Genomic DNA, 24,822 nt, shown 5'->3' with positions numbered 1-24,822 from the left:
CGATGAAGAGAGGGAACCACAGGACATCATGATAGAAAGCATAGGAGGGTAATCATGGACAATCCGCAGGAAACTCGACAAGAGCCGCATCCGCCCCAACCCGAAGAGGCCGCCGCCCGCGCCTACCCGCCACGCGACGTCCCATGGCAGCGCAAGCCCGCTTACCCGGAAGATCCGAGGTTCAAGTCACCGGCCCTGGCCACTTTTCTCTCGCTGGTTCCCGGTCTGGGACAGGTCTACGTGGGTTATTATCGACAGGGATTCATCAACATACTGGTTGTTGGGACGCTGATATCAATGCTCGCTCCCGGTCCGCGCGTACATTGGCCGCTGACGCCGCTGCTGGTGTTTTTTCTGGTCTTCTACTGGCTTTACAATCTCGTCGATGCGGCGCGCAGAGCTTCATTTTACAATCAGGCCTTGTCTGGAATTGCCGTAACCGAATTCCCGCAGGAATTCAAGATGCCCGAAGCGTATGGGTCGCTGGCCGGTGGTGTGCTGCTGATTGTTGCGGGTCTGATAATAGCCTCCAATACCGTCCTCCATTATTCCCTCGATTGGCTCAGAGAATGGTGGCCGGTGGCTCCGATCCTCTTCGGCGCATTTCTGGTCTTTCAGTCGGTGAGGGAACGCAGGAAGAAGGGGAAAACATCTTGACGACAGTAGCATATGTATATATGTATATGTCATGAAACGCCTGGTAATGAATATCCCCGACGAGCTTCATCGCAGGCTGAAAGTCGTCTGCACTCTGCAGGGAAAGACGATGACGCATGTCGCCCTGCGACTGTTGGCGGAATACGTGGAGAAAGAGGAAAAGCGAAAGTTTATCGTCTACCCCAAAGGCTAGCTCCAACGCTGCGGCATGCCTGCGATTCAGATCCGATGGTTGCTGCAGATTACCTTCGGGGCGGCTGCGTGTGGGGGATTTCTTCGCCCGCAATCACGCGCTCGGCGCAATTCTGCCGCGGAATCCTTCGCTTATCGCTCGTAAATGAGCCGGGGTGCTGCCGCAACAGGCGCCGACGACGCGCGCCCCGGCGTTTACCGCTTCACGAGCGGATTGGGCCATAGATTCCTGGGTAGCGTTGTAGGTGGTCTTGCCGTTGAGGAGCACAGGCACCCCGGCGTTCGGCTTGAAGATCAGCGGCATCTCCGGCATAAGGCCGTGCATCGTTCGAATGATGTTCAAAAGTTCTTCCGGTCCGGTGCCGCAGTTGCCGCCCAGAGCACATGCCCCCCAGTCGATGATGGACTTCACTGCCTGCGCCGGAGTGACTCCCATCATGGTACGACCATGTTTTTCAAAGGTCATGGTCACAACGATAGGGATCTCCACGGATACCCTGCGTACTCCTTCGATGGCGGCTTGAACTTCCTCCAGCGCCGACATGGTCTCGATCCAGATCAGATCGACGCCCGCGGCGACAAGGGCACCTGCCTGTTCGGCGAAGGCATCCGCGGCATCGGCATACTTCAGCTTGCCGAGTGGAGCAAGAAGCTCTCCGCTGGGCCCGATGTCGCCGGCGGCGAGGGCCCTGCCACCAGCATGATCTACTTCAGCCCGCAGCAGGGCAGCGCCGGCCCGGTTAAACTCCGCGACCTGCGCCTGCAGATTGTGCCGCGCGAGGCGGAAGCGATTGCTTCCGAATGTGTTGGTGAGAATCAGTTGCGATCCTGCTTCCAGGTAAGCGCGGTGAACTGCCCTGACACGCTCCGGATGCGTGATGTTCCATGCCTGCGGCGAATCCCCTGATTCCAGGCCGGCCTCGAACAGCATGGTGCCCATCGCACCATCGGCGAGAATGACGGAAGAGTTTCCGAGGAGATATTGAAATTTGTTCATCAACACCCTCCGTCCGGCATGAAAACAGATGACTGAAACGACCGGGACGATTTCTATGGTGGGCGGTACAGGACTTGAACCTGTGACCCCCGGTGTGTAAAACCGATGCTCTGCCAGCTGAGCTAACCGCCCCAGGCGGTTGATGGTACTCGATTTAAGTTTGAAATCCAACCGCCAATTTGGAACCATTCGAGGCTCTCGTCTAACACACATCCGACAAGTTCCTGAAAATGGCCCCGCTTCAGGGATTCCGGACGCAACTTTTGGGGGCCTTCATGTTAGGTCGCCGGATCTGCTCTACTACTTCTTGCTGGATATCTTCGCGTAAACTTGAAGGAGTCGACTATAATCGGAGCAAATTCGTGTCGTTCTGATTGCAGTGCGCGAAGAGCAAGTGGAGGGGTGCTCCATGATCGGCAAGACCATCTCGCACTACCGGATCATTGAAAAACTGGGCCAGGGCGGAATGGGCGAAGTCTTTCTCGCCGATGACGTTTCGCTGGGTCGAGAAGTTGCTCTTAAGTTTCTCTCTCAGGAGCTGCAGCAGGACCCAGCCGCCCACAAACGGCTCCTCCGCGAGGCCAAAGCCACAGCCGCCCTCGACCATCCCCACATCTGCAACGTTTATGAAGTTGCCGAGGTTGATGGTAGAGATTTCATTGTAATGGAGCATATCCAGGGACAAACCCTCAAGGACAGGCTTCTCAGAGGGCCCTTGCCCATCAATGAGATGCTTCAAGTTGCGTTAGAAGTCGCCGGCGCCCTGGAGGAGGCTCATGAGAAGGGGATCATCCACCGCGATCTGAAGCCCGCGAACATCATGTTGACCAGGAAGGGTCATGCCAAGGTGATGGATTTTGGCTTGGCAAAGCATCTGACCGTGCGCTCCGCCGGAGTCCCCGAAGCGGCAACTGCGACCGTGCCGGCGGACGAGCCGAGTCTCACCGACAAGGGCGCGGTAGTTGGGACAGTCTCGTACATGTCCCCCGAGCAGGTGGAAGGAAAGCCGCTGGACGCGCGCTCGGACATCTTCAGTCTGGGCGCCGTGCTCTATGAATTACTGACGGGTCAAAGAGCGTTCCAGGGCGAATCCGCGATTTCGACGATGTCGGCGATTTTGCGGGATTCGCCGGTGCGCGCCAGCAAGGTGCGCCCCGAAGTGCCACACAAACTCGAGGCGATCCTGAACCGCTGCCTCGAAAAGAACCGGGATCTGCGGTACGCCTCCGCCGCTGATTTGCACCAGGAACTGGTGGAATTCCAGGCGGAGCTTCTTGGCCGCTCCACCGGCTTCCGCACCCTGTTACACCCGCGCATCGCTCTACCCCTGTTGCTGGTCCTCGCCGCCGCGATCGCGGGAGCGTTATGGGTCGGCGTGCGGAGCTATCGTGCGAACTGGGCACGGAATGAAATGCTGCCCGAGATTACCCGCCTCACTGACCAGGGCGAGTACGTGAAAGCGTTTGAGCTTGCCGGGCGCGCCGCGAAAGTCATACCTGACGACAAGGTGTTGGAGGGCTTGTGGCCGCAGTTATCACGGACGATCACGCTTGTAACAGATCCTCCCGGTGCGGCCGTTTCGATGAAGGAGTACGCGGCGGTGGATGCGCCCTGGAAAACGGTGGGTCTAACGCCGCTCAAGGAATACCGCATCCCGCGCTCCTACTTCCGCTGGAGTATCTCCAAAGAAGGGTACGAGAAATTGGAGACTGGTGGGCCTCCTCCTTCGACGGGCGAGATGCACTTCAGTCTTGTCCCCGTGGGCTCGCCAGAGGTGGGCATGGCCTGCCTGCCGGACACCGTCTTTCAGATGGATCTTGCAGGTTTCGAACTGTTGGGGCCGTGGCCGATGCAGGCATTTTGCATTGATCGGTTTGAGGTGACGAACCGGCAGTTCAAACGATTCGTGGACGGTGGTGGCTATCGAAAGCGAGAGTACTGGCAACACAGCTTTTTAATGGAGGGGCACAACTTCACCTGGGAAGAAGCAATGAAGCGGTTTGTGGATTCGAGCGGGAGGCCGGGGCCCGCGACGTGGGAGGCCGGATCCTACCGCGAGGGACAGGACGATCTCCCGGTTGGCGGTGTGAGTTGGTACGAAGCGTCGGCGTATGCCGAGTATGCCGGCAAGAGCCTGCCAACGCTGTATCACTGGTACCAGGCCACCGGGATTCAGACCAATCCCACCATGGTGCCGCTCAGCAACTTTGCCGGCAAAGGCGCTGCGGCGGTCGGCACATTTGCCGGCGTCTCGCTGCGCGGCGTTTATGATTTGGCGGGCAACCATCGCGAATGGACATGGACTGAAACCCGCGGGCGCCGCTACTCCCTGGGTGGCGCGTGGAACGAACCCTCGTACTTCCTGATGGAATCGGAGGCTCGTCCTCCCTTCGACCGTGCTCCGGAGAACGGCTTCCGCTGCGTGAAGTATCAGAATGGGAAGATCCCGCCCGCTCGTTACGCAGGTACCCTGGACAAGTCCTTCCGGGACTATGCGCGAGAGAAGCCTGCTTCCGACGAGGCGTTCAGGATCTTTGAAAGGCTCTATCCCCGGGATACGGGGCCGCTCGAATCCAAAGTGGACTCGGAAGATGCGAAGCCGGACAACTGGAGAAAGCTTAAGGTGTCGTACTCGGCGGGCTATGGCGGCGAGCGGCTGCCGGCGTACCTGTTTCTGCCCAAAAATGCAGTTCCGCCCTACCAGGCTGTCGTATGGTTTCCCGGGGCCAATGCCCTTCAAGTCCGCAAATCGGATGCGCTGACAAACACGGCTTATATTGATTTCATCATCCGGAGCGGAAGGGCGGTGCTCTATCCCATCTATAAAGGCACCTACGAACGCGACGCTGGACTTGCCGTGGGACACCAATCGCGAGAGAGCGTGACGTGGTGGCTGAGTGAGGTCCGGCGCTCGGTCGACTACTTGGAGAGCAGGCCGGATATCGACGCGGGGCGCATCGCCTATTCTGGAATCAGTTGGGGCGCGAGGCTTGCGTCGATCTTCCTCGCCATGGAACCGCGGCTGAGAGCGGCCGTACTGCTGATCGGTGGATACAATCTAACGCCGCGCAGCCCGGAGATAGACGACTTCAATTACACACCGAGGGTCAAGGCGCCAGTCCTGATGATCAACGGCCGCTATGACTTCGTTTTCCCGCTCGAGACCTCGGCGGCCCAGATGTTCAAGCGGCTTGGCACGCCGGATGACCGGAAGCAGCAGGTTGTGACCGAATCCGGACACGACCTGTCTAGTGTCCGAGGCATCATGATGCGAGAAACCCTCAACTGGTTCGACCGCTACCTCGGCCCCGTCAACCTGAAGTAACCAGCGCGGATCTTCCCGCCCGCCGCCGATCACCTGCGCCATACCGCAAGGCGCGACAGAGAAGTATGATTTCTATTGAGATTAAAATGGAAGATCGGTCCCTTGATCATTGATCGCCGTTGGGCTACCAACGATCAGTGCACTCTAGAAATGGCACTAACACATAACGCCCCCGAAGTCCCGTCATAGGACTTGAGTCGTGACTTTACGACGAATTATAGGCGATAAAAGGAAAGTATGTATATCGATGCCCATGCTCACCTGGACAAATATGAGTTAGAGCTGCCACAAGTGATTAAAGAAATCGAACAACATGAGATCATCACCATCAGCGTTTCGATGGACCCGGAGGCATACGCCAAGAGTAAGGCTATCGACCAACGGACCCAGTGGGTTCTCAGCACATTCGGAGTACATCCTTGGAATGCTCCCGCATTTCATACCCAATTGGAATCTCTCCAACCTCTGATCGACGATTCCCCAATGCTGGGAGAGATTGGACTCGACTATCACTTCATTTCCGAACCTCAAAATCATGCTCTCCAGCGAGATGTGTTTCAGTACTTCGTGAAGCAAGGCATTTCTCAGAAAAAAATATTGAACATCCACTCGACGGGAGCAGAGGCGGATGTCGATCGTATCCTGGGAGACTTAGGGGCCAGCCGAGCAATTGTCCACTGGTACTCGGGCCCGATCGAGCAACTTCAAAGCTTGGCCGAAAAGGGTGTATATTTCACCGTTGGTGTGGAAGTTCTTTTCAGCGCTGGCATCCAGAAGATAGCCAAAACAATTCCATCGGCTCTGCTGTTGACGGAAAGCGATAATCCCGGGGGCTTTCGTTGGCTGACTGGAGTCTTGGGAATGCCCTCCATTATTAGTTCTGTAATCCAAAGAGTTTCTGATTTGCGGGGATGGTCCCCCGAAGAAACCAAGAACATCGTGCAGCACAACTTTCTTCGGCTTGTGCATGATGACTACTGGGCCAAAGGGCGCATTGAGGCAAAAACCAAGAAGTAGCCGCGCCAACCAAACTCCTCAGCCAGGCCGCTGAAGATGAACGCTCCAAGGAACGTGGGAATCACCATCCAGGGTGGACTGGACAAGTCGAGGAAAGGATAGGCGTGGCCGATCGAGGAAGGCGGTGTGAGGATGGCGAAGATGAAGGGCGCCTGGCCAAGCCAGACCAATCCAAAGACCATCAGGAAGAAGAGAGCCAAGTTCCGAGGCTCGAGAGCTTTCGCCTCGTATCCGGCTGTTTGAGTGTCCATTGATGTCTACCGTCAGGTCGGTCTCAGGGTGCTGGTGAGGGGCGCCTAGTCACAATAAGCTGCGGTTTTGCATTGCAGCCTGCCCATGATGCCTCCCCAGTTTCCGATTTGTAGGCATCATGTTAATTGAGCCAATCCTTCTTTTGCGGAAACCCGCCGGGGGTTCGATTCCCACCTGCGACTCCAACCGCCTATTTCATTCCAATCAGCGGCCCCTTGTGATTAGGGCTTGGCCGCTTGTGGCTTGGGCAGCAGGGGTTTCGACGGATCGAATAGCAGCTTAGTCGGCTATCCGTCGCCGTTCGCTGCTCCGACACGGGCAGGGAAGGCGGCTGGATGTGCTTTGGGCGTCGAGGGGCCTTGCGCTCAGCCCTGCGCGCCTGCAGCCGCATCAGCGATTGCCCTGGCGTACGGCGTCCTGCCAGCCAAACAGGAACCGAATCTCGACCTTGTCATTGGCGGCGTCCGGACTCACGCGGAGCTGTGGGCCCGGCATGGTTGTCGTGGTGCTGCAGTGGATGGGCAGGTTTGGCGTACCCATCGTCGTGCCGGGGGCCGTCTACTTCGGAGGTGTCTGGCGGAGTGGGCGGCCTCCCGGAATGAAGGCGTGTTTTTAGCCTTTGGGCGTAATCTTGCCGGCGAAAGATTGGGCCACGATCTTGCCGTCCCGCACGACGAACGTGTCGGTTCCCAACTCGTACACATTCTCAGCGGTCTCCGCGCTCCACAGGATATAGGCATAGTCGCCCTCGACGGACTGCTGTCTCAGGCTGAACGCTGCGCCAGGTTTTCCAAACTCCGCAAACAGCGCCTGGAAGAACGGTCTTAGCGCGTCGGCTCCCCTGAGCGGCCCGTCCGACAGGAACAGGACGGTACCCGGCGCATAGTCAGAGAGGAGGCCCTTGAGGTCACCCTCCCCAAAACACTTCAAGTGGTGGTCTAGAACGTCTTTCGTCGAAGCCACTTCCCTTTCCTCCTTCGTTGCTCCTGGTTTTGTCTTGGGTATGGCAGATTCTGCTACTGATGCGATAGAGCTCATCTATCTTTCTCCTTTCCTCCCCGACTTCACTTCGCGGCCATGGCGTGGACCGCTTCGGTAGTGAAGGACTTCCCGCCAACTGCCCACTCCCCGCTTGCGACGTCCTCGAGTATTACCAAGGTGTAGGGACGCAGGGGCTCGCCTTCCACGGACACCATTGCGTCCGTCAGCCTAGTGATGAGTTCCTGTTTCTGCGCGGGTGTAAACACTTTCTCGATCATTTTGACCTGAATCAGCGGCATGGTTTTTGATCTCCTTTGCGTTTTAGGTTTGTCCGGACGGCCCCGAGGCGGATACCCGATCCGTCCGCTGTCGTCCGATCCAACCTGGTCCAGTATGCAGTGGAACCGCGGCGTGCACCTTACCCGAGCGTCCGGCTTTCTTGATTGCAGCATGGTGCGGCATGATATCCTTGATCAAAGGTCCGGTTGGGTTTGCAGGTAATCCGGATGGCATTTTCGGGGGCCGTGTGGATGTTTTGTCTGAGGTGCTAAAGACAGTCAAACTCGAGGGGGCGATGTTCTATAACGCCGAGTTCTCGGAGCCCTGGAGTATTCGTTCGCCGGCCTCGAGCGTCCTAGTCCCGCATCTTGTCCCGGGCGCAGGGCACGTCATTATTTACCACCTGTTGATTGAGGGAAGAGCCTATGCGGGCCTTGAAGACGGTGCCATGACGTCTCTTGAGGCGGGCAATATCGTGATTTTCCCACACGGTGACGCGCACATCATGGGCAACGGGCGACCGAGCCGGCCGGTGGATGCCGCAAAGGAATTCGAACGGGTCCTTTCACAAGGACTGAAGATTTCGCGGATGGGCGGAGGAGGCGAGATTACGAGATTCATATGCGGCTACATGGCGTGCGAGCCGCGGCTCGCACAGGTTTTTCTCAGCGGTCTCCCGCGACTCCTTACGGTAAACATCCGCAATGACGCAGCGGGCCGATGGCTGGAGAACTCGATACTATACTCGGTCGGCGAAGCGGACGCCTCTCGTGCAGGAGCAGAGGCCGTACTCGCGAAGCTCTCCGAGGTGCTGTTTGTGGAGACACTGCGGCGTTACATCGCGGAACTGCCGCCGAGTCAGACCGGGTGGCTGGCCGGAGCCCGAGACGAGCAGGTCGGGAAGGCCCTGGCGTTTCTGCACCGGAAGCCGGCCCATCCATGGACGATCGCGAAACTCGCCGAAGAAGTAGGTGTTTCACGTTCGGTGTTAGCGGAACGGTTCAGGCAATACCTGGGTGAGCCCCCTATGACCTACCTGACGCGCTGGCGGCTTCAGCTGGGCATGCAGAAGTTGTCGACCACAAGCTGGAGCGTGGCACAAATTGCGCTCGAAGTGGGTTACGAATCCGAGGCAGCTTTCAATCGGGCTTTCAAGCGTGAATTCGGCTCGCCGCCGGCGCGATTCCGTACTGCAACAAAGGCCTCCCGGGCCCTCAGGTCCGTGCTTGATTAATCATGTTGACTTCCTGACCTCTCGAAATCACCGCTCCGAGCTGCTCTGGCAGGACACCCGGAAAAGGGATGGCGTGGCAGATAAATCCAGCGTCCGGCCCCTGAGCCTACAACCATCCCATGACAGGGGTATTACCTGCTTTCAGGTAGGCAGAAGATATAGGTCGGCTATCTTCAGCGCGAGGGCTGTGGGATTCATGTCGCTGCGATTGCAGAGAATAATGATCGTGAGCCTGTCATCCGTGAAGTGCTGGATGGCGGTCCTGAACCCAATGGTCTCCCCGTAGTGCCACATCCTCGCGCGACCCCGATACGAATTCAGAAACCACCCGAAGCCGTACTCCGCCGGCGATCCGTCGGGCTCCACGACCGAATGGCTGGCGACTTTCACCGGCGTGATCGCGGCTTGCATCTCTGATTTGCTCAGCAGCGTATGGTCACGCAGCGCTCGATCCCACCTGGCCAGGTCCTCCAGCGAGGAATACACACCTCCATCTCCGAGGGTAGCCGAGGTCGGACTCTGATCCGTTTGCCGCCATACGCCGTTGTCGCGCCCGTGGCCGTATGCACGATTCGGTACTTCGTTCTTGCCTCTCTGGTAGACGACGGTCCCGCTCATCTTCAGGGGCGCGAAGATCCGATCGTGCAGAAATTCACTGAACTGCTTTCCCGATGTTTTCCCGACGATGACTCCGAGGACCACATAGCCGGAGTTGCAGTAGTCCCACTGCGTGCCGGGCGCAAACTTTGTGATCTTTTGGGACTTCATCAGTTCAAGCACCTCGCCGTCCTGGATCTGGGGAATCTGTTCTGCCGCAGTTTTGAAGTCATACCTCGGCATCAGATTCTCGTAATCGAGAAGGCCGGACGAGTGGTTGAGGAGGTTGCGGATGGTGATGGCCTTCCCGTATGCGGGAAAGTCGGGAAAGATGTCGGTCAGGCGGGTGTCATAACTAAGCTTGCCATCGTGGACGAGCAACATGATGGCCATGGCGGTAAACTGTTTGGTTACGGACGCCAGGCGGAAGTTGGTGTGCTCGTCGATCCTGTGCAGCGTGCGCAGATCGGTTACTCCGTAGCCGCGCTCGAAGATCTTATGCCCGTCCTTTAGAACAATCACCGCCGCGCCCGGCGCGTTACTCGAATTGATCGCGGCGAATAATGGATCCAGCTGTTTGGCGCCGGGTTCATTGGCGTCGGGCGCCTCCAATATGAAAAGGAGCGAGCACAAAAACATGGTCAAGCCTGCTGCTTTTCGCATTTGACCTCCGCCGTAACTGACTGCCTTGACCCGACCGGCTCCACGCGAGCGACCCGTCAGACTCGTGCAGACCCCGAGCCGCGCTTCCGCAGATCACGGCGTCACAGTCGTTCATCCACCTCTCTGCACGTACCAGAGAATTGCCCCGAGGCCTGAGCCCAGGAACACGCTGTAGATACTGGCATAGGCCATGACGCCTTCTAACCCGCCCAGCATGTGTCTTGTGTTATATCCCGTGAAGTCGCCCAGAAACGTCCAGCAAGCCAGTAGGGATCCGATCATGATGAAGTTCGACCGTCGGTTCAGGTAATAAGAAATTCCACACCCTAAACATGACACTGCTAATACTCCTGCCGCGTAGCCACCCACCAATCCAGGAACCAGTCTCAGGCATACGGCCATCAGCGCGATGGCTGCTATGAAGAGACCACCGAAAGCGACGACAAACCGCCCCTGTCGCCTCGTTGAAACCAACCTGGACAACGGAAACGCGACAATGAGCGGGTAGGCCGACCCGACCAGCAGATACGTCCACGTGGGTCCGAGCGTTCGAAGGAGAACGCCGTCACGGAATTCCAAGAGGTAGAAACAGAGGAGGCTGGAAATCCACACTGCCGGAATGCTCACGGCCAATGATCTCGATAATGATACCCGTTGGGTTGCCATCAGCGTTTCGCTCGGCTGGCTAACGAGTCAGCGCGTCACTCGACTGGGGTGCACCTCAAAGGTGGAGGAGATCTCCCGAACCGTTCGTTGTCCCTTGATGGCTTCGAACGCTACCTTTGCCTTGAAAGCCGCACTGAACCGCCTACGCTGCTTTCCCATCGACCCTCCGTTTGGTCGATAGAGATTTTACACCTTAGGCGCTGGTCCAAATTTCGGGGAGTATCTCACAGCGGAACAATTGTAAGATGTTTCCCAGAGATGGCCCGATCTTTGCTCGGTAGTGAACACCACCACAGGCAATGGTAACCGGGGAGATCGAAACCTGTTAATCTTAAATTGGGTCCAGATATGCAGGGGAGCGGCACTTCATCCGGCTCAGCAGGAGCCGTGACGCTTCGTACCAACCTGATGCCGGGGGACATTGGCTTCGTGGTCTACCTCCACGGCATTCTGTACGCCCAAGAGTACGGATTTGACCACACATTTGAGGCATATGTGGCAGGCCCCCTCTCCGATTTTGCGCGCTCCGGGTCCAAGCGGGAGCGGCTGTGGATCGCGGAGCGCGACGGCAGGATCGTAGGTTGTATCGCGATCGTGGCATCATCCCCGCAAGTGGCCCAGCTCCGCTGGTTCCTCGTCGATCCCAGTGCCAGGGGCATCGGCCTTGGCAAAAAGCTGATGAGCGAGGCGGTGGCCTTCTGCAAGACTTGCGACTATCGATCCATCATACTCTGGACCGTGAGTGCGCTCACTACCGCTGCACACCTTTACCGGTCGGCCGGATTTAAGAGGGTGGAAGAGAAAGCCGGCAGACATTGGGGCGTAGACGTTGTGGAAGAGAAATACGAGTTGATTCTCGACTAATCCAGGAGCCCTTACTCACCGACTCATTCAACGCCGGCAGGCGTCACGGCACCCGCTTGGTAAACAAATAAACGGTAAGCAAAGGGTAGGTGCGCGTGGCAGCCGGGCGATAACACTTCTGGATAGAGGCCAATAACGCTCGATCCGGATCGACCGTCGGAAGATAGAGAACCCAGAGGCGCGGGGCCGCGCCCACAACACTGGCCACGGCAGCCTGCTGGGCCTGCACCCAAGCGGGCTGCGATGGGGGCAGCAATGGATAGCCCCGGCGCACATCCCAGTCGGTGGGCAGGCCTTGGAGACGGCCGGAGTAGTACTGTGCGACGCTCCAGAGCAGGAGCGGGTGGTTGCCCACGACGACATCCCCGGGGGCGACGGCGGCCGTGAGCCACGCTCCGATCTCGCGCATACCGTCGCGACCGTGCACGGGACGGGCGTAGAAGGTCGATAATCCCGCGATCTGCACCCCCAGCCAAAAACACGCCAGCCCGACCAGGACCGCGCGTTGGTTCCGGCCGGCGGACGGGGCAGCGAGTCCCAGCGCTGACATGGAAAGCAGCAGAGGCAGGACCAATGTCAGAAAGCGGGGCTGGAACAGCCACGCCTTGGTGAGCGCCGATGTGCCCAGGAGCGTGCTTACGGTACCGAAAGCGATCAGCGCACATAGCAATACTGCGGATCGCGGTCGGGCGCGCTGGCATGTCCAGGCCAAAAACAAGCCGCCGCCTGCCACGAGGGCAACCACCAGCATTGGTGGCCAGAAGCTTTGCGGACTGGCGGAGAGCACCAGATGAGCCGCAGCGCGGTACAGATCGTTCCACCCGACCAGGTGCCGCAATTGGCGAAGTTCAGGCCAACGGTCGGCGATCCGTCCGCTCATGGCGAACGCCCATGGCAGCCAGATTAAGGCCAGCAGGGCGTGTCCGCGGATCCAGGTACCGGGGCTCAGATGTGATGCGAAACCGCGGCGGCCCGACTCCCGGCATGCCAGCAGCCCGGCGAGGAAAAACCAGGCGAGGAGTAAAGGGCCCAAATAGTGGAGGTAGACCAAAAGCGCGCCGCACGCGAGGTAGCGTGCCCCGCCCTTGCCGGCCTGCAGCCAGAGCCACCCTGCTGCCAGCGCCAGGGTGGCGACAAGCATGGTCCAGGCATACATGGTGGCTTCCTGGCCAATCTCGACCGCCATAGGCGCAACCGTGAGCAGGATTGCGGCGATCCACCCGGCCCGAGATCCTGCGAGAAGACGGCCAAGCCCGAAGATGGCGGGAATGTTTGCCACCGATGGGATGACAGAGAACAGCCGCACCGCTACATCACCATGGCCGAACAGCTCGATCCAGAAATGCAAGCCCAGCCAGTAAAGTGGGGCTGACGGCGGCTGGGCCCAGGCGACGTGCAGAACGTCCAAGACGGACGGCAGACGAGCCGCCCAGACTCGCCAGGCTTCGTCGCTCCACAGGCCCCGGCTGTCGATGGCGATCAGGCGCAAAGCCAGGCCGGTACCGAGAAGCGCGATCCAGGCAGATATTTGATAAGAGCGCTTGCGCCTTTCCCGGCTGGAGTAGGGTGGGTCGATTCGAAAATCACCGGTTTCTGTTTGCACCGCTGAACTCGTCGTTTTTCTTGGCCGACGAACGTCGGTACCAGGCAGGCTCATGGCCCAAGGATGTGGTTCACCACGATCCTGATGCCGATGGCGATGAGGACGAATCCGCCTAGAACCTCTACGCGCTTGCCCCACAGGGCGCCGATCCGCCGGCCCAGTACCATTCCCACCGTCGTGAGACCAGCCGCCACCGCCCCGATGACCAGCGCCGGGACGACGATCGGTGAACCGATCATGGCCAGGGAAAGGCCGACGGCCAGCGCATCGATGCTGGTCGCGATCGAGAGCAAAACCAAGTCCCAACCTGAGGTCGGATCACTCGCGGCCCGTTTTTCCTCGCCTCCGCGCAGGGCGCCCATGATCATCCTGCAACCGACGATGGCGAGCAGACCGAAAGCGGCCCAGTGGTCAAAGGACGCGGTGTAACGGTGGACTGCCGAGCCCGCGGCCCAACCCAGCGTCGGCATCAGCGCCTGAAACAGGCCGAAGTGGAAGGCGAGGCGGAAGACATGGCGCCCCGTCAGCGGCTGAAGCGACAGTCCCGCGACGATTGCAACAGCGAAGGCGTCCATCGCCAATGCGATTGCGACCGCGAGCAGGCTCGGCCAGCTCATGGCGCAGCTCCACGTTCCGTAGCCTGAATGTGGGTACTGTGTCTGATGATTACCGCAAAAAGTTCGTTGATCAGCTCTGGCGGCAGGCCGAGCGCCTTCCCCCATTCCCCGCGCTGGGCAACCATGCGCCGTTCCCTGTCAGGATCCGAGACGGGCGCCTGCTGGTGTGATTTCAGGCGTCCGATCCTGCGCGCAACCTGCATGCGGTGGCCAAGCGCGCCCAGTATCTGTTTATCGCAGCGGTCAATAATGCTGCGGTAGTCCGGCTTCCGCATTCGAGGCAAACTGTCCACTCCCATCTGGCGGCGGCGCCGGCAGACCTCCTCCCACATCAGGGCGGCATCGCCGGCGACCATTTTATCAAGCAGCGCGGCAAGACTTCTGACAAATCGGTCGGATGATTCCCGGATCGCCGCTTTGTTGGTCTCCAGGATCCCCATCCAGATCCCGTAGTCAGATGCTGCAAGGCGTGTCATGTCCATGAACCCGCGCCCGGCAAGCTTATCCAACATATCATGTGTGGCATCCTCAGACTGCGCCGCATGCATCAGCGCGACGGCGATCAGTTGGGGCAGATGACTGACCATGGCCATGATCCGGTCGTGTTCCTCGGGATCGATGGTGATCGGCAGTGCCAGCAGGTCTTCTACCAGATTCATCACTGATAACAGCACGTCGGCCGGCGTGTCCGGGTACGGGCAGAGGACATAGACGCGATCGCTGAATAAAAGCGGGTCCGCTGCCTCAACCCCCGAGCGCTCAGATCCAGCCATAGGATGCCCGCCGATGAAATGAGTCCCGGGAGGCATCAGCGCTTGAGCTTTCGCCATGATCTGTTGCTTGGTGCTCCCCACATCAGTGACGATGGCGCCGGCCCGCAAATGGGGGCGAATACGCTCGATGGTCTCCATAATCGCAGGCACGGGCATCGCCAGAAGAACAAAGGAGCTCTCCGGCAAGTGGCGCGCCAGATCCTCCGGAGTTCCGACTTCATCGGTGATTCCCGCCTCCCGGATGGCCGGGAGACGCTCGGCGAGGTCAATACATGCCACGGCCCAGTCGGGCCGGCGCCGTTTGAGAGCCAGGGCAGCCGAACCCCCGAGCAATCCGCAGCCGATAATCGTGATCTTCGCGTCTTTCATTTCACCTCGCTCTCGCCAAGCGCCGTCCTATGGTGGTGCTGATGATTCGGCATCGATTCATGAGCGCCTCGAACTCTTCGAATGTCAGGGATTGCGGTCCATCGGACAGGGCTTTATCGGGGTCGGGATGGATTTCTACCAGTATGCCGTCAGCACCCGCAGCTATTGCTGCCCGCGCCATGGGCACGACAAATCGGCGGTTGCCGACTCCATGGCTGGGATCTACGATGACAGGCAAATGAGACAAGTGCTCGACCACAGGTACCGCCGACAAGTCCAGGGTGTTGCGCGTTGCGGTTTCGAACGTGCGAATGCCGCGCTCGCAGAGTATCACGTCCGGGTTCCCCGCCGTCAGGATGTATTCGGCGCTCATCAGCCACTCCTGGATGGTCGCAGACATGCCGCGTTTGAGGAGGGCCGGCTTCCCTGCCTGCCCGAGCGCAGTGAGGAGCGGGTAGTTTTGCATGTTGCGCGCTCCCACCTGAAAGACGTCGGTATATTCGCGCACTATGTCGATCTGCTCTATGGTCATGACCTCTGTCACCGCAGCCAGTCCGTGTCGGTCGGCAGCGCGGCGCAGCATTTTCAGCCCCTCGACTCCCAAGCCCTGATAAGAGTAGGGTGACGACCGCGGCTTGAAGGCCCCGCCACGCAAAACCCGTGCGCCGCATCGGGCCGCAAATTCCGCGCTGGCTTCGATCTGCTCCTCGCTCTCGACCGCGCACGGCCCCGCCATGACAATCACCTCGCTTCCGCCCACCACGACCGCCTCACCGACATGGACCAACGTGTCGTCCGGATGGAATTCGCGGCTGGCCAGTTTGTAGGGAGTAGATACCGGCACCACATCGCGGACGCCGGGGATAAGGGCAAATGCGCTCACGTCCAGAAGACTGCGGTCGCCCACAACACCGAGCACCGTGTGTTCGACTCCATCGGACCGGTGCACTTCCAGGCCCGCCTCGCGTATTTTTTGCTGAATTGCGTTGATTTGCGCCTCAGTTGCTTTGGTCTCACATATGATGATCATAAAAGCTCTCCTAAAATGCGAACGGCCCACCGATGCCTGGTGGGCCGTTTTTGCTTTCTTGCGTTCTTCGAAGAAAGGAGAAACGCGCCCCTCAGGGGCTACGATCGCGTGAGCCACGGTAATAATAGCGGCAATAGCACCGGCTCATCTCATTCCTTCCTTCCGCGCCCATCATATCAACAAGGATGCAAATGTCAAAGGGATCCTGCGGCTGTTTTACCTTCTCATCTACCCAGGGTCCGGGCAGTCCATCGCTCATTCTGTCAAATCGCGGGCATTGTTTAAGCTGCGCTCCGCGTTTAGGATGTAGCTATGCACATTGGCGCCCAAGGCTCGCCGGGCATCACATTGTTCCGCAGCTCTACCTAAGGAGGATCACCATGAAGCTGCAGAAACTTGTTCTCTTGTTTCCTCTTTTTACACTGCCTTCAGTCGCTCTGCTATTTGGGTATTCGTCCGGTCCTCTTCCGCGTCATACAGCCGGATTTCGTGAGCCAACCTGCCATCAGTGCCACAGCAGCTACAGGCTCGACGAAGGAAGGACGATCGGCGGAGTGTTCGAGATTCGGGGCGTTCCCAAGACTTATGAACGGGGTCAAGTGTACCCCATCACGGTGATCGTCGGGCAGCCCGGTCAATCCCGGTGGGGATTTGAACTCTCGGTCCGTCATACCCGATCCGGAAATCAGGCCGGGCAACTGGCATCCGTGGACTCGACCACGCAGGTTAAGGAGGAAGCCGGAGTCCAGTACATCGAGCACACCTCAACGGGAACACGCGAAGGGACAGCCGACGGTCCCGTGGAATTCTATTTCAACTGGACCGCCCCGGATCCCTCGGGAGGCCCGGTCTTTTTCAACGCCGCAGGCAACGCTGCCGATGACAGCGGAACCCCTTCTGGCGATTACATCTATACTGCAGGCGCCTACAGCGGTGTATCGGGCGGGGCCGGGAATATTCCAATCGCGAGACCATCCAGGGAAGAAGGTGGCCGGAGCGAGGATCAAGCCCAGACCTCCAAGCTTGTGGATCTGCCGGCTCCTGTTGACCTGAACAAAGGTTCGGTAGAAATTCACATACAGCATCGCTTCATCCAGTCCCTGTCAGACTCCAGTGCGGGTGACGCCTTTGGAATCGATTTCGGCGCCAACATCAACCTGGGAGTGAACTATGCGTTCACAAACCGTTTCAGCGCCGGGGTTGCGCGCGCCCGGTTTGATCAGGTCATCAACTTCAACGGCACCTATGAATTGCAGACCCGCAGGAATTCATTCTGGAAGATGTCGTTGCTCGCCGGAGTAGAAGGCAAAAACAATTTCGAAAAGCAGTTTTCGCCCTTCGTTCAGCTGGCGACCTCTTTTGATTATAAGGCCTTGCGCCTTCACGTCGTCCCTACTGCCGTGTTCAACAGCCGTGACGACACGTTGGTGAGGACCTCCCGCACGCGGGTAATCAATCCCGGCAGTGATCAGACATTTTCCCTGGGACTGGGAGCTGACATAGCACTGAACGAAAGGCTGTCTCTCATAGGTGAAATTGTACCGCGTCTTGCGGGCTTCGGCGGATTCGTGAAGCGTCAACCGGAATTTTCAGGTGGCCTCGAGATTCGAACGCCGGCACATGTCTTTACCATCCTGGTTTCCACGAGCCGGGATTTCGGCCCGTCCAAGTACGCCGTGAATGCCGACAACAGTGACGTCTCTTTAGGTTTCAACATTTATAGGAGGATCAAATAGAAGCCGGCGCTGCCGGCGTGAGCTCGGCCTCGCAGGATTAAGGTTGACGAAGGGAAACCCACCCGTTATTGCGCATGTCGTGTCCCAGGGATCGGCAGAATGCTCAACGCCCGAAAATTTCTGGCCAATTACACCATCCTGGTTGCCGGGGATCTCGTATCCAGGCTGCTGGCCTTCTGGGCGATGGTCCACATCGCGGGCGTGCTCGGGAAAGATCTCTTCGGAACTCTCGGTTTTGCGACTGCCTTCACGGCCTACTTCGAACTCATTTCCCGCCAGGGACTCGATATCTACGGCATCCAGGCGGTGGCACGGCAACCCTCTCTTGCCCGACGATACGCCGACACCCTCTTCGGCCTGAGGCTCACCTCGAGCGCCGTTGCGTTTCTTGTCCTCAGTGTGACCGCCCGGTGTCTGGCGAAGCCGGAAGAGTTAAAGCTTCTAATCATTCTCAGCGGGCTGATGTTTTTCAGTGCGGCCTTTTCGCCTCAGTGGGTTTTCCAGGCTGTTGAGGAAATGAAGTTCGCGGCAGCCGCGAGGATCCTGGCAACCCTTGTCTTTGCCTTTCTCGTGCTGTCACTTCTGAAACGGCCCGGCGAGTATTTCCACGTTCCGCTTTTCCAGTTCGGCAGCGAGGTGGTTGCCGTTCTGTGGTTGTTGCTGGTCTTCGGCAAGCGATATGGGCTGCCGCGGCCGTCATTCGACTTCATCGAGTGGGGAAAGGTGCTGCGCGAGTCTCTGCCCATGGGCCTGGAGGGAGCCTTCGGCGTGGTGCTGTTCAATTTTGATATGGTGATGCTGGGATTCTGGAGACCTGCATCAGAAGTGGGTGAATACAACGCAGCCTACAAGTTCATTAATTTTGCCTCTGCTTTCATTTTCCTGTACGCCGCCAACCTGCTGCCGCTGATCTCCAGAAGCAGAGGCGACCCCGGCGAATTGCGGCGGGTTTCAGATCGGTTATTCAAATATACTCTTCTGCTTGCCCTTCCCCTCACGGCCGGCGGGTCCGTGCTCGCACAAGATCTCATCAATCTCATTTTCGGGCGCCAGTTCTCGGAAGCAGCCGTGGCCATGCGGATCCTGATCTGGATTATTCCCCTCATGACCTGCAGAGTTGTTTTCAGAAACACCCTGATGTGCCACGGTTTTCAGCGGAACCTGCTCTGGTGTACTTTCTTTGGTGCGGCGATAAACGCCGTTCTCAATCTGCTGCTCATACCACACTATACCTATGTCGGCTCGGCTGCAGCCATGGTGATAACCGAGGTGATCTTTCTCCTCCTTCTCTATCACCAGGCGGCACGAAGAGTCGTCCGGTTACCCTTCGCGCGCCATGTCTGGAGGCCCGCGCTGGCGTGCGTTCCCATGGTTCTCCTGGTCGTTTGCTGCCCGGCAGCGAATCTCCTTGCCCGCATCGGATCGGGTGCTTTGCTCTACTTCCTTGCGGCCTGGATGTTCAGGGCATTCTCGATTCGGGAAATATGGGAAATCACCGGGCAGAAGGCGCTCAACTAGTGCTATAACGTATGGCGATTGGTCATCCTCTTGGCAGCGGATGGAAGTCTTGAAGCACCGTGTTGTTTCCTGATGTACCGACAAGGACTGAGCGCATGAGCGAGAGAGTTGCTCTCATCACCGGCATTACAGGACAGGATGGGTCCTATCTCGCGGAACTTCTGCTCTCAAAGGGGTACAGAGTGCAAGGCTTTGTCCGTCGTGTCGCCCTCGAAGATCCGGAGCACCACCTCTGGAGGATTCGCCATCTCCTGGGGGAAATTGAGATTCATTCGGCTTCGCTCGAGAGCTTCGCCAGCATGTATCGCGTGATGCGGGCGGTGCGTCCGGACGAATGTTACCATCTGGCGGCTCAGAGCTTCGTCAGCTACTCCTTCGAAGACGAGTTCTCCACGCTCAACACCAACATCAACGGCACGCACTACCTTCTGGCCGCGATCCACGATCTGGTCCCGAGCTGCAGGTTCTATTTCGCGGGCTCCAGCGAGATGTTCGGCCGCGCTGCGGAAGTCCCGCAGAATGAGAGCACGAGGTTCCACCCGCGCTCGGCTTACGGCATCTCCAAGGTGGCCGGCTTCGAGCTGACCCGGAACTATCGAGAAGCCTATGGGGTGCACGCTTCCAATGGCATTCTCTACAATCACGAGTCTCCGCGCCGAGGTTATGAATTTGTCTCCCGCAAGATCACCTCGCACGCCGCCCGCATCAAGTTGGGCCTGGCACGAGATCTCCCGCTCGGAAACCTCGAGGCAAAGCGAGACTGGGGCCACGCTAAGGAGTACGTGAAGGCCATGTGGTTGATGTTGCAGCAGGACACTCCGGGAGATTACGTAGTAGCCACCGGCGAGACCCATTCCGTCGCCGAGTTCGCCTCTCTCGCTTTCTCCTATGTCGACTTGGACTATAGGGATTTCGTCACCATTGATCCGAAGCTCTTTCGGCCGGCAGAGATCGACATCCTTCAAGGCGATGCTTCGCTGGCGCGGAGGCATCTGGGATGGGACTATCGGGTCACCTTCGAAGACCTGGTGCGCGAGATGGTGGAAGAAGATTTGCGGATAAATTCCGCGTTCAAACAACAAGGGGCTCCTCACGGCAATCCGGATTACCATCCGTAAGCAGCGCCCCGCTTCGGGCTCGCATGTCCGGGGAGAGGAAGAACAAGCTTGGCTGAGAGCAGAACCTCCTCCTCATTAGGCCTGATCTTGCTGCTCGCTGTTGCCGTCTGGACCTTCCGGAGTTCACTCGGGAACCCGTTCCATTTCGACGACAACCTGTTCCTGCAGAGCCCGCAGGTTACCGAACCCGGCGATCCGTGGTACCTGCTCAAGCCCACCCAAACCCGCCAGCTCACCTACCTGACATTCTATTGGAACTACCGGGCGGGGGCGATGTCGCCGGTCGGTTACCACCTGGTAAATCTGTTGCTGCATCTGGCGAATGCGCTGTCGCTCTATTGGTTTGCCCGTCTCTTAATGCGGCGCCGGACTGGTTCTTTTGATCCACTGGTGCAACGCTGGTTGCCACTGGCTGCCGCCGGGATCTTCGCGTTGCATCCCGTGCAGACTGAAGCCGTAAATTATATCTATCAGCGTTCTACGCTCCTGGCAGCCTTTTTTTCACTTATATCCATGGCGAGCTTCCTCCAAGCGCAACTGTCGCAAAACCGGCGCACATGGTTCGCGCTCTCCGGTTTCTGTTTCTTCCTGGCGGCCGCTTCCAAGGAAGCGGCTCTGATCCTACCCTTGATCTGGGCAGCGCTGGTCTGGGCCGAGTCCGGAACGTTAAAGACCTTTCGACAGCATTTGGTTCGCTGGCGCTCGATCGTTGCTGTTCTGACGCTGGCAGGGCTGGCCGCCGTTTGGGCTTTGTACAACCTCTGGGGCCGCGGTGAACGCACGACAGGCCTGGCGCTCATGGGTGGCTCCCTCCAATATCTCCTGGCTCAATTCCAAGTTCTGGCAACCTATCTGCGTCTGTTGCTCTTCCCTGCGGGACTCTCGATCGATCACGACTTTCAGCCGGCCCCACCAGCCTCACCGACCGCGATACTTTGCGTGATTATGCTTTGCGCCCTTGTGTTTTTCGCGGTTCGCATGCGAAGATTCAATCCTACCCTGTCGTTTTTAGTTCTGGCATTTCTGCTCTTTCTGGCCCCAACCTCCTCGATCGTGCCGAGTAAAGACCTGCTTTTTGAGCACCGCTTATATCTTCCCATGACTGCCGCGGCGATCTTGATTGCCTGGGGAATATTTGCAGCGATTCACCGTTTCTTGCCCACCGACAGGCTGAAGATCGCGGTCGGCCTGGCATGCGTGTCGCTCTTGCTCGGGTGTTATGCGATCGCATCGGAGAGACGGACCTATATCTGGGGTGACGGCGTCCGACTTTGGGAAGACGCAGTCGCCAAAGCGCCCCGGAAGGCAAGAGCTCACTATAACCTCGCCATTGCCTATCTTGATCGTGATCGGCAAAAGGCGCGCCAGGAGCTGCTCGTAACTGTCGAACTGGATCCAAATCACGCGGCGGCGCTCTATAACCTGGGCTGGCTCGCGCAAATCGACGGTTCTTTGGATACTGCCGGAAGATATTACCGTGCGGCCATTCACGCTGATCCAAAGACGTGGCAGGCACACCACAACCTGGGCAACCTCAATCTCCTGCAAGGCGATCTCCAGGACGCGAGACGGGAATTTGAAGAAACGATCCGCGAGCGCCCCGACTACTGGCCGGCCTATCTGAACCTGGCGGCGCTTCAAGTACGCATGGGCGACACGCGCGCAGCCCTCCAGACGCTCCAATTCCTCATACGGTTCCACGGGGATCTCCTCGAGGCCAGGTATCTCCGTGCCTATGCACTGGTTCTGGAGTCAAGATTTGAGGAAGCGCAAAATGAACTCAGCTTCATAGCAGAACGCGATTCGGCAGGAACCTACCGCAGCCGCATCGCAGAGCTTCGTCGCCAGTTTCCGGCCCGGACGAAAAGTTCGAGATGATGAAACCAACGGGGTAGCTGCGGCAGCCTCGTTGACTTTAGATTAACGGATAGTATCATGGTGCCGACGGGGTTCGAGTGCATCCCGGGAGGGCAAGCAGTTGAGGCCTATCCAACGCTCTACCTTCTTTTCGGAGGAATGCCACCGTGAAATGCAATGTTCATAGAGACGCTTTCCGATCGGCGGCTGTGGTTTTGGTATTTGCTGCCCTGATCGTACCCTCTGCCCATGCTCAAATGCACTTCGGCGGTCCGGCCAGAGTCCCGCAGCAAGCCGGGCCCTTATCCTTGCAGTCGGGAGCGGTTCCACATCAGCAACTCATGCCGGCATTACAGATGCCTCTCATCGGTCCCGCCGCCATCGGTACCGCCACTACCACCAATCTGTTTGCACAGGTCGCAATCGGAGGAGGATATACCACCATATTCACGTTCCTCAATACAGGGCTGGATGCGGCCACAGGCAACCTCATCCTGACAGGCGACCTCGGGGCGCCGCTGAATGCGAGTTTCACATCGCCCGGCTCTCCCAGCGCCGTGAACTCCTCGTTCCCGATCTCCGTCCCCTCAGGGGGTGCCCAATTGATCACCGCAGGCCCTGTGAATGCGTCCGATCCCACCAGCACGGGCTGGGCCCGCGTTGAAAGCTCAGGCGGATCGTTGGGCGGCGTTGCCACGTTCCAGCTTGCTGGTCCCACCGGCGCTCTCACGACGATCGTAGGCGTTCTCTCGGCTGCCACGACCAACGCCGCGACGATTCCCGTCGATGACGACCTTACTCTGGGTACTCAAAGCCGTTCCACCGGTTACGCGATAGCAAACACGGGCACTTCGGCCATAAACGTCAAGATTGTTTTGGTAAATCCCGACGGCACGATCTCTCAAACCATCAATCCCGGTCTCCTGAATCCACTGTTGCCGGGCAACCACATTGCCAGATTCGTGTGGCAGGACGTGAGCCCGAGCTTTGTGTTCAAAGGTTCAATGGTGCTGATTGAGACGGCCGCCCAGCCTTTCTCCGTCGTCGCGCTCGTGTTTAATCAGAACCTCTTTACGGCTATTCCTGTGATTCCAGGCAAGGCTCCCGGCATCCAATAGGAGAAGTGGTATATTGGCGGGTCATCTGTGCGCGCAGGTCGGTGCGTTTTGGCAGGGCCGATCCGAAACGATGGCCCTACAAGAGGGAGTGATAGAGCTCAAGGAGGCGATTGGCGGCCATCTCGACTTCGTAGGTTTCTTCCACCATTTCCCGGGCCTTCCGGCCCAGACAAGCTGCTTCGTCCGGATGATCCAGAAGTCTCAGCATGGCTGTCGCTAGACCGTGTTCGTCTCCGGCGGGGACACCAAGCGCTGCGGCCGGTGCAAGGCTTGCCAGCGCGCCTACTGCTGTCCCTGCGATCGGTAGCCCGCAAGCCGCTGCCTCCAGAAGCGCCATTCCCTGGGCCTCATGCCAGGAGGCTTGAACGAACATCGAGGCCTGGCCGTAGCAGACGGCCAATTCCTGGTGGGGGACTGCGCCCGCCAGTTCGACACTCTGCGACATTTCGAGCTCCTGCACCAGGCTATCGAGCCTGCCCAATTCTCTGCCGCCTCCCGCAATACGCAACCGAGCCTCAGGAATCTGCCGGAGTACGCGGCCGAAGGCGCGGAGCAAGACTGCCTGCCCCTTGACAGGCGCAAGAGAGCCCACATTGAGTATCATCGGCAGCCTGAAATCGTGGCGCGTGAGCGGCCACCGCCGCAGATCGACCCCGAGCGGGAGATGACGCAATGTGCGCAGCAAGAGCATCCTGTGCGCGTGTTCCATAAGGTATGGGGAGCCTGCTGTCACCACACGCGCGCGGCGCAGAGCCCAGCATATCGGGACTCTGGTCCGAAGTCTTCCCATCAGCCCATACCGGATCTCGGGAAGGTGCACCACTTCTCCGCCGGCGAGGCTGATGACTACCGGCCACTTTGAACTGAACCGTGCCGCGATCAGACCGGGTTCGTACGCCCAAAAGGCATGGAGAACATCGCAACCGATGGCTCCGACGGCGGCGGCGGTGTCCCGCCAGAGTGCCGGGGTGTATAGCGGGCCCCGATGTGCACCACCGATGCTGCGGACCGCCGCCCCGGCGACTTGATAGGAATCATGCCGGTAGGGATAACGCATCGCCACGATGGTCAGCCGGCAGCGTCGCGCAACAGCCCGAGCCAGATCGAGCAGCGCCGGGATACACCAATCGCTCTCGTCGCTGCTGAAGCCGGGTACGATCCAGACAACTCTCAGCACGATTTCACCCTTCGCTCGACATGCCATCCTTTTGCTTTAAAAACGACTAGCCTCGATTTCCACGGTACTGGAAATGACTAACGCTTGGGCCACTGAGGCAATCAAGCGAAACTGATGACCAGTTCCTTGTTTCCAAACCATGGCATCGGGGTTGATGTGTCAGCAAGCCCCGAGGCCACAAG

The 24,822-nt window shown here is 58.6% G+C and carries 24 protein-coding genes and 1 tRNA gene; 11 read left to right on the top strand and 14 right to left on the bottom strand.

Going from position 1 to position 24,822, the window contains the following annotated elements; genetic code table 11:
- The first annotated feature begins 54 nt into the window (after positions 1-54).
- Complete coding sequence (locus tag LAP85_01175) at positions 55-657, top strand: hypothetical protein (protein ID MBZ5494987.1); 603 nt, start codon at positions 55-57, stop codon at positions 655-657.
- A gap of 31 nt (positions 658-688) precedes the next feature.
- Positions 689-850: a hypothetical protein gene (locus LAP85_01170; GenBank protein ID MBZ5494986.1), complete on the top strand. Its 162-nt coding sequence runs from the start codon at positions 689-691 to the stop codon at positions 848-850.
- A 93-nt stretch (positions 851-943) separates the two neighbouring features.
- Here the strand turns inward: LAP85_01170 and LAP85_01165 are convergent, their stop codons facing one another.
- Both LAP85_01165 and LAP85_01160 read right to left on the bottom strand, forming a co-directional pair.
- Positions 944-1,846 carry a homocysteine S-methyltransferase family protein gene (locus LAP85_01165; protein ID MBZ5494985.1) on the bottom strand — a complete coding sequence of 301 codons (903 nt, stop codon included), beginning with the start codon at positions 1,844-1,846 and terminating at the stop codon, positions 944-946.
- Positions 1,847-1,902: 56 nt separating this feature from the next.
- Positions 1,903-1,978 (bottom strand) — tRNA-Val (locus LAP85_01160).
- A gap of 277 nt (positions 1,979-2,255) precedes the next feature.
- Between LAP85_01160 and LAP85_01155 the strand changes: the two genes are divergently transcribed.
- Both LAP85_01155 and LAP85_01150 read left to right on the top strand, forming a co-directional pair.
- Entirely contained in the window at positions 2,256-5,171 is a 2,916-nt protein-coding gene (locus tag LAP85_01155) for a protein kinase (GenBank protein MBZ5494984.1), read from the top strand.
- A 237-nt stretch (positions 5,172-5,408) separates the two neighbouring features.
- Positions 5,409-6,188 carry a TatD family hydrolase gene (locus tag LAP85_01150; GenBank protein ID MBZ5494983.1) on the top strand — a complete coding sequence of 260 codons (780 nt, stop codon included), beginning with the start codon at positions 5,409-5,411 and terminating at the stop codon, positions 6,186-6,188.
- On the opposite strand, the gene LAP85_01145 is transcribed toward LAP85_01150, so the two are convergent.
- The 4 genes from LAP85_01145 to LAP85_01130 all read right to left on the bottom strand — a co-directional run bounded on the left by LAP85_01145 (position 6,146) and on the right by LAP85_01130 (position 7,720).
- Positions 6,146-6,439, bottom strand: a complete 294-nt coding sequence (locus tag LAP85_01145; protein MBZ5494982.1) for a hypothetical protein — start codon at positions 6,437-6,439, stop codon at positions 6,146-6,148. The two genes, LAP85_01150 and LAP85_01145, sit on opposite strands and share 43 nt — an antisense overlap.
- A gap of 391 nt (positions 6,440-6,830) precedes the next feature.
- Positions 6,831-6,980, bottom strand: a complete 150-nt coding sequence (locus LAP85_01140) for a hypothetical protein (GenBank protein MBZ5494981.1) — start codon at positions 6,978-6,980, stop codon at positions 6,831-6,833.
- Between the two features lie 72 nt (positions 6,981-7,052).
- Positions 7,053-7,403, bottom strand: a complete 351-nt coding sequence (locus tag LAP85_01135; GenBank protein ID MBZ5494980.1) for a nuclear transport factor 2 family protein — start codon at positions 7,401-7,403, stop codon at positions 7,053-7,055.
- 101 nt (positions 7,404-7,504) lie between these two features.
- Positions 7,505-7,720 (bottom strand): tautomerase family protein, encoded by a 216-nt coding sequence (locus LAP85_01130; GenBank protein MBZ5494979.1) that lies wholly within the window; start codon positions 7,718-7,720, stop codon positions 7,505-7,507.
- A 227-nt stretch (positions 7,721-7,947) separates the two neighbouring features.
- On the opposite strand from LAP85_01130, the gene LAP85_01125 reads away from it, so the two are divergent.
- Positions 7,948-8,934, top strand: coding sequence for an AraC family transcriptional regulator (locus tag LAP85_01125; protein ID MBZ5494978.1), 987 nt, complete (start codon positions 7,948-7,950; stop codon positions 8,932-8,934).
- A gap of 141 nt (positions 8,935-9,075) precedes the next feature.
- Here the strand turns inward: LAP85_01125 and LAP85_01120 are convergent, their stop codons facing one another.
- From LAP85_01120 to LAP85_01110, 3 genes are all read right to left on the bottom strand, one after another.
- Entirely contained in the window at positions 9,076-10,194 is a 1,119-nt protein-coding gene (locus LAP85_01120) for a beta-lactamase family protein (GenBank protein ID MBZ5494977.1), read from the bottom strand.
- A 111-nt stretch (positions 10,195-10,305) separates the two neighbouring features.
- Complete coding sequence (locus tag LAP85_01115) at positions 10,306-10,821, bottom strand: hypothetical protein (GenBank protein ID MBZ5494976.1); 516 nt, start codon at positions 10,819-10,821, stop codon at positions 10,306-10,308.
- 66 nt (positions 10,822-10,887) lie between these two features.
- Positions 10,888-11,019: a transposase gene (locus tag LAP85_01110; GenBank protein ID MBZ5494975.1), complete on the bottom strand. Its 132-nt coding sequence runs from the start codon at positions 11,017-11,019 to the stop codon at positions 10,888-10,890.
- A 189-nt stretch (positions 11,020-11,208) separates the two neighbouring features.
- Between LAP85_01110 and LAP85_01105 the strand changes: the two genes are divergently transcribed.
- Positions 11,209-11,724 (top strand): GNAT family N-acetyltransferase, encoded by a 516-nt coding sequence (locus LAP85_01105; GenBank protein MBZ5494974.1) that lies wholly within the window; start codon positions 11,209-11,211, stop codon positions 11,722-11,724.
- Between the two features lie 43 nt (positions 11,725-11,767).
- On the opposite strand, the gene LAP85_01100 is transcribed toward LAP85_01105, so the two are convergent.
- Genes LAP85_01100 through aroF form a run of 4 tightly spaced genes read right to left on the bottom strand, consistent with a single transcriptional unit; the run spans position 11,768 to position 16,116 of the window.
- Positions 11,768-13,327, bottom strand: a complete 1,560-nt coding sequence (locus LAP85_01100; protein MBZ5494973.1) for a glycosyltransferase family 39 protein — start codon at positions 13,325-13,327, stop codon at positions 11,768-11,770.
- 50 nt (positions 13,328-13,377) lie between these two features.
- Positions 13,378-13,944: a manganese efflux pump MntP family protein gene (locus tag LAP85_01095; GenBank protein ID MBZ5494972.1), complete on the bottom strand. Its 567-nt coding sequence runs from the start codon at positions 13,942-13,944 to the stop codon at positions 13,378-13,380.
- Entirely contained in the window at positions 13,941-15,086 is a 1,146-nt protein-coding gene (locus tag LAP85_01090) for a prephenate dehydrogenase/arogenate dehydrogenase family protein (GenBank protein MBZ5494971.1), read from the bottom strand. Before LAP85_01090 ends, LAP85_01095 begins: the two co-directional genes overlap by 4 nt.
- 1 nt (position 15,087) lies before the next feature.
- Positions 15,088-16,116 carry a 3-deoxy-7-phosphoheptulonate synthase gene (gene aroF, locus LAP85_01085; GenBank protein MBZ5494970.1) on the bottom strand — a complete coding sequence of 343 codons (1,029 nt, stop codon included), beginning with the start codon at positions 16,114-16,116 and terminating at the stop codon, positions 15,088-15,090.
- A gap of 380 nt (positions 16,117-16,496) precedes the next feature.
- Between aroF and LAP85_01080 the strand changes: the two genes are divergently transcribed.
- The 5 genes from LAP85_01080 to LAP85_01060 all read left to right on the top strand — a co-directional run bounded on the left by LAP85_01080 (position 16,497) and on the right by LAP85_01060 (position 23,463).
- Entirely contained in the window at positions 16,497-17,852 is a 1,356-nt protein-coding gene (locus LAP85_01080; protein ID MBZ5494969.1) for a DUF5777 family beta-barrel protein, read from the top strand.
- A gap of 99 nt (positions 17,853-17,951) precedes the next feature.
- Positions 17,952-19,370 (top strand): flippase, encoded by a 1,419-nt coding sequence (locus tag LAP85_01075; GenBank protein ID MBZ5494968.1) that lies wholly within the window; start codon positions 17,952-17,954, stop codon positions 19,368-19,370.
- Between the two features lie 95 nt (positions 19,371-19,465).
- Positions 19,466-20,488, top strand: a complete 1,023-nt coding sequence (locus LAP85_01070) for a GDP-mannose 4,6-dehydratase (GenBank protein ID MBZ5494967.1) — start codon at positions 19,466-19,468, stop codon at positions 20,486-20,488.
- A 48-nt stretch (positions 20,489-20,536) separates the two neighbouring features.
- Entirely contained in the window at positions 20,537-22,366 is a 1,830-nt protein-coding gene (locus tag LAP85_01065) for a tetratricopeptide repeat protein (protein ID MBZ5494966.1), read from the top strand.
- 320 nt (positions 22,367-22,686) lie between these two features.
- Positions 22,687-23,463, top strand: coding sequence for a hypothetical protein (locus LAP85_01060; GenBank protein MBZ5494965.1), 777 nt, complete (start codon positions 22,687-22,689; stop codon positions 23,461-23,463).
- Between the two features lie 76 nt (positions 23,464-23,539).
- On the opposite strand, the gene LAP85_01055 is transcribed toward LAP85_01060, so the two are convergent.
- Positions 23,540-24,667 (bottom strand): glycosyltransferase, encoded by a 1,128-nt coding sequence (locus tag LAP85_01055; GenBank protein MBZ5494964.1) that lies wholly within the window; start codon positions 24,665-24,667, stop codon positions 23,540-23,542.
- Positions 24,668-24,822: the final 155 nt, after the last annotated feature.

The sequence above is a fragment of the Terriglobia bacterium genome, assembly GCA_020072565.1.
Lineage (GTDB): Bacteria > Acidobacteriota > UBA6911 > UBA6911 > UBA6911 > JAFNAG01.
This window is presented reverse-complemented; position numbering and strand designations above follow the sequence as displayed.

What these genes read in the sequence shown, in the direction of transcription:
- LAP85_01175 (MBZ5494987.1), top strand. Translation starts at nt 55, where the DNA reads ATGGACAATCCGCAGGAAACTCGACAAGAGCCGCATCCGCCCCAACCC.
- LAP85_01170 (MBZ5494986.1), top strand. Translation starts at nt 689, where the DNA reads ATGAAACGCCTGGTAATGAATATCCCCGACGAGCTTCATCGCAGGCTG.
- LAP85_01165 (MBZ5494985.1), bottom strand. Translation starts at nt 1,846, where the DNA reads ATGAACAAATTTCAATATCTCCTCGGAAACTCTTCCGTCATTCTCGCC.
- LAP85_01155 (MBZ5494984.1), top strand. Translation starts at nt 2,256, where the DNA reads ATGATCGGCAAGACCATCTCGCACTACCGGATCATTGAAAAACTGGGC.
- LAP85_01150 (MBZ5494983.1), top strand. Translation starts at nt 5,409, where the DNA reads ATGTATATCGATGCCCATGCTCACCTGGACAAATATGAGTTAGAGCTG.
- LAP85_01145 (MBZ5494982.1), bottom strand. Translation starts at nt 6,439, where the DNA reads ATGGACACTCAAACAGCCGGATACGAGGCGAAAGCTCTCGAGCCTCGG.
- LAP85_01140 (MBZ5494981.1), bottom strand. Translation starts at nt 6,980, where the DNA reads ATGGGTACGCCAAACCTGCCCATCCACTGCAGCACCACGACAACCATG.
- LAP85_01130 (MBZ5494979.1), bottom strand. Translation starts at nt 7,720, where the DNA reads ATGCCGCTGATTCAGGTCAAAATGATCGAGAAAGTGTTTACACCCGCG.
- LAP85_01120 (MBZ5494977.1), bottom strand. Translation starts at nt 10,194, where the DNA reads ATGCGAAAAGCAGCAGGCTTGACCATGTTTTTGTGCTCGCTCCTTTTC.
- LAP85_01110 (MBZ5494975.1), bottom strand. Translation starts at nt 11,019, where the DNA reads ATGGGAAAGCAGCGTAGGCGGTTCAGTGCGGCTTTCAAGGCAAAGGTA.
- LAP85_01105 (MBZ5494974.1), top strand. Translation starts at nt 11,209, where the DNA reads ATGCAGGGGAGCGGCACTTCATCCGGCTCAGCAGGAGCCGTGACGCTT.
- LAP85_01095 (MBZ5494972.1), bottom strand. Translation starts at nt 13,944, where the DNA reads ATGAGCTGGCCGAGCCTGCTCGCGGTCGCAATCGCATTGGCGATGGAC.
- LAP85_01090 (MBZ5494971.1), bottom strand. Translation starts at nt 15,086, where the DNA reads ATGAAAGACGCGAAGATCACGATTATCGGCTGCGGATTGCTCGGGGGT.
- aroF (MBZ5494970.1), bottom strand. Translation starts at nt 16,116, where the DNA reads ATGATCATCATATGTGAGACCAAAGCAACTGAGGCGCAAATCAACGCA.
- LAP85_01080 (MBZ5494969.1), top strand. Translation starts at nt 16,497, where the DNA reads ATGAAGCTGCAGAAACTTGTTCTCTTGTTTCCTCTTTTTACACTGCCT.
- LAP85_01075 (MBZ5494968.1), top strand. Translation starts at nt 17,952, where the DNA reads ATGCTCAACGCCCGAAAATTTCTGGCCAATTACACCATCCTGGTTGCC.
- LAP85_01070 (MBZ5494967.1), top strand. Translation starts at nt 19,466, where the DNA reads ATGAGCGAGAGAGTTGCTCTCATCACCGGCATTACAGGACAGGATGGG.
- LAP85_01060 (MBZ5494965.1), top strand. Translation starts at nt 22,687, where the DNA reads ATGCCGGCATTACAGATGCCTCTCATCGGTCCCGCCGCCATCGGTACC.
- LAP85_01055 (MBZ5494964.1), bottom strand. Translation starts at nt 24,667, where the DNA reads ATGGCATGTCGAGCGAAGGGTGAAATCGTGCTGAGAGTTGTCTGGATC.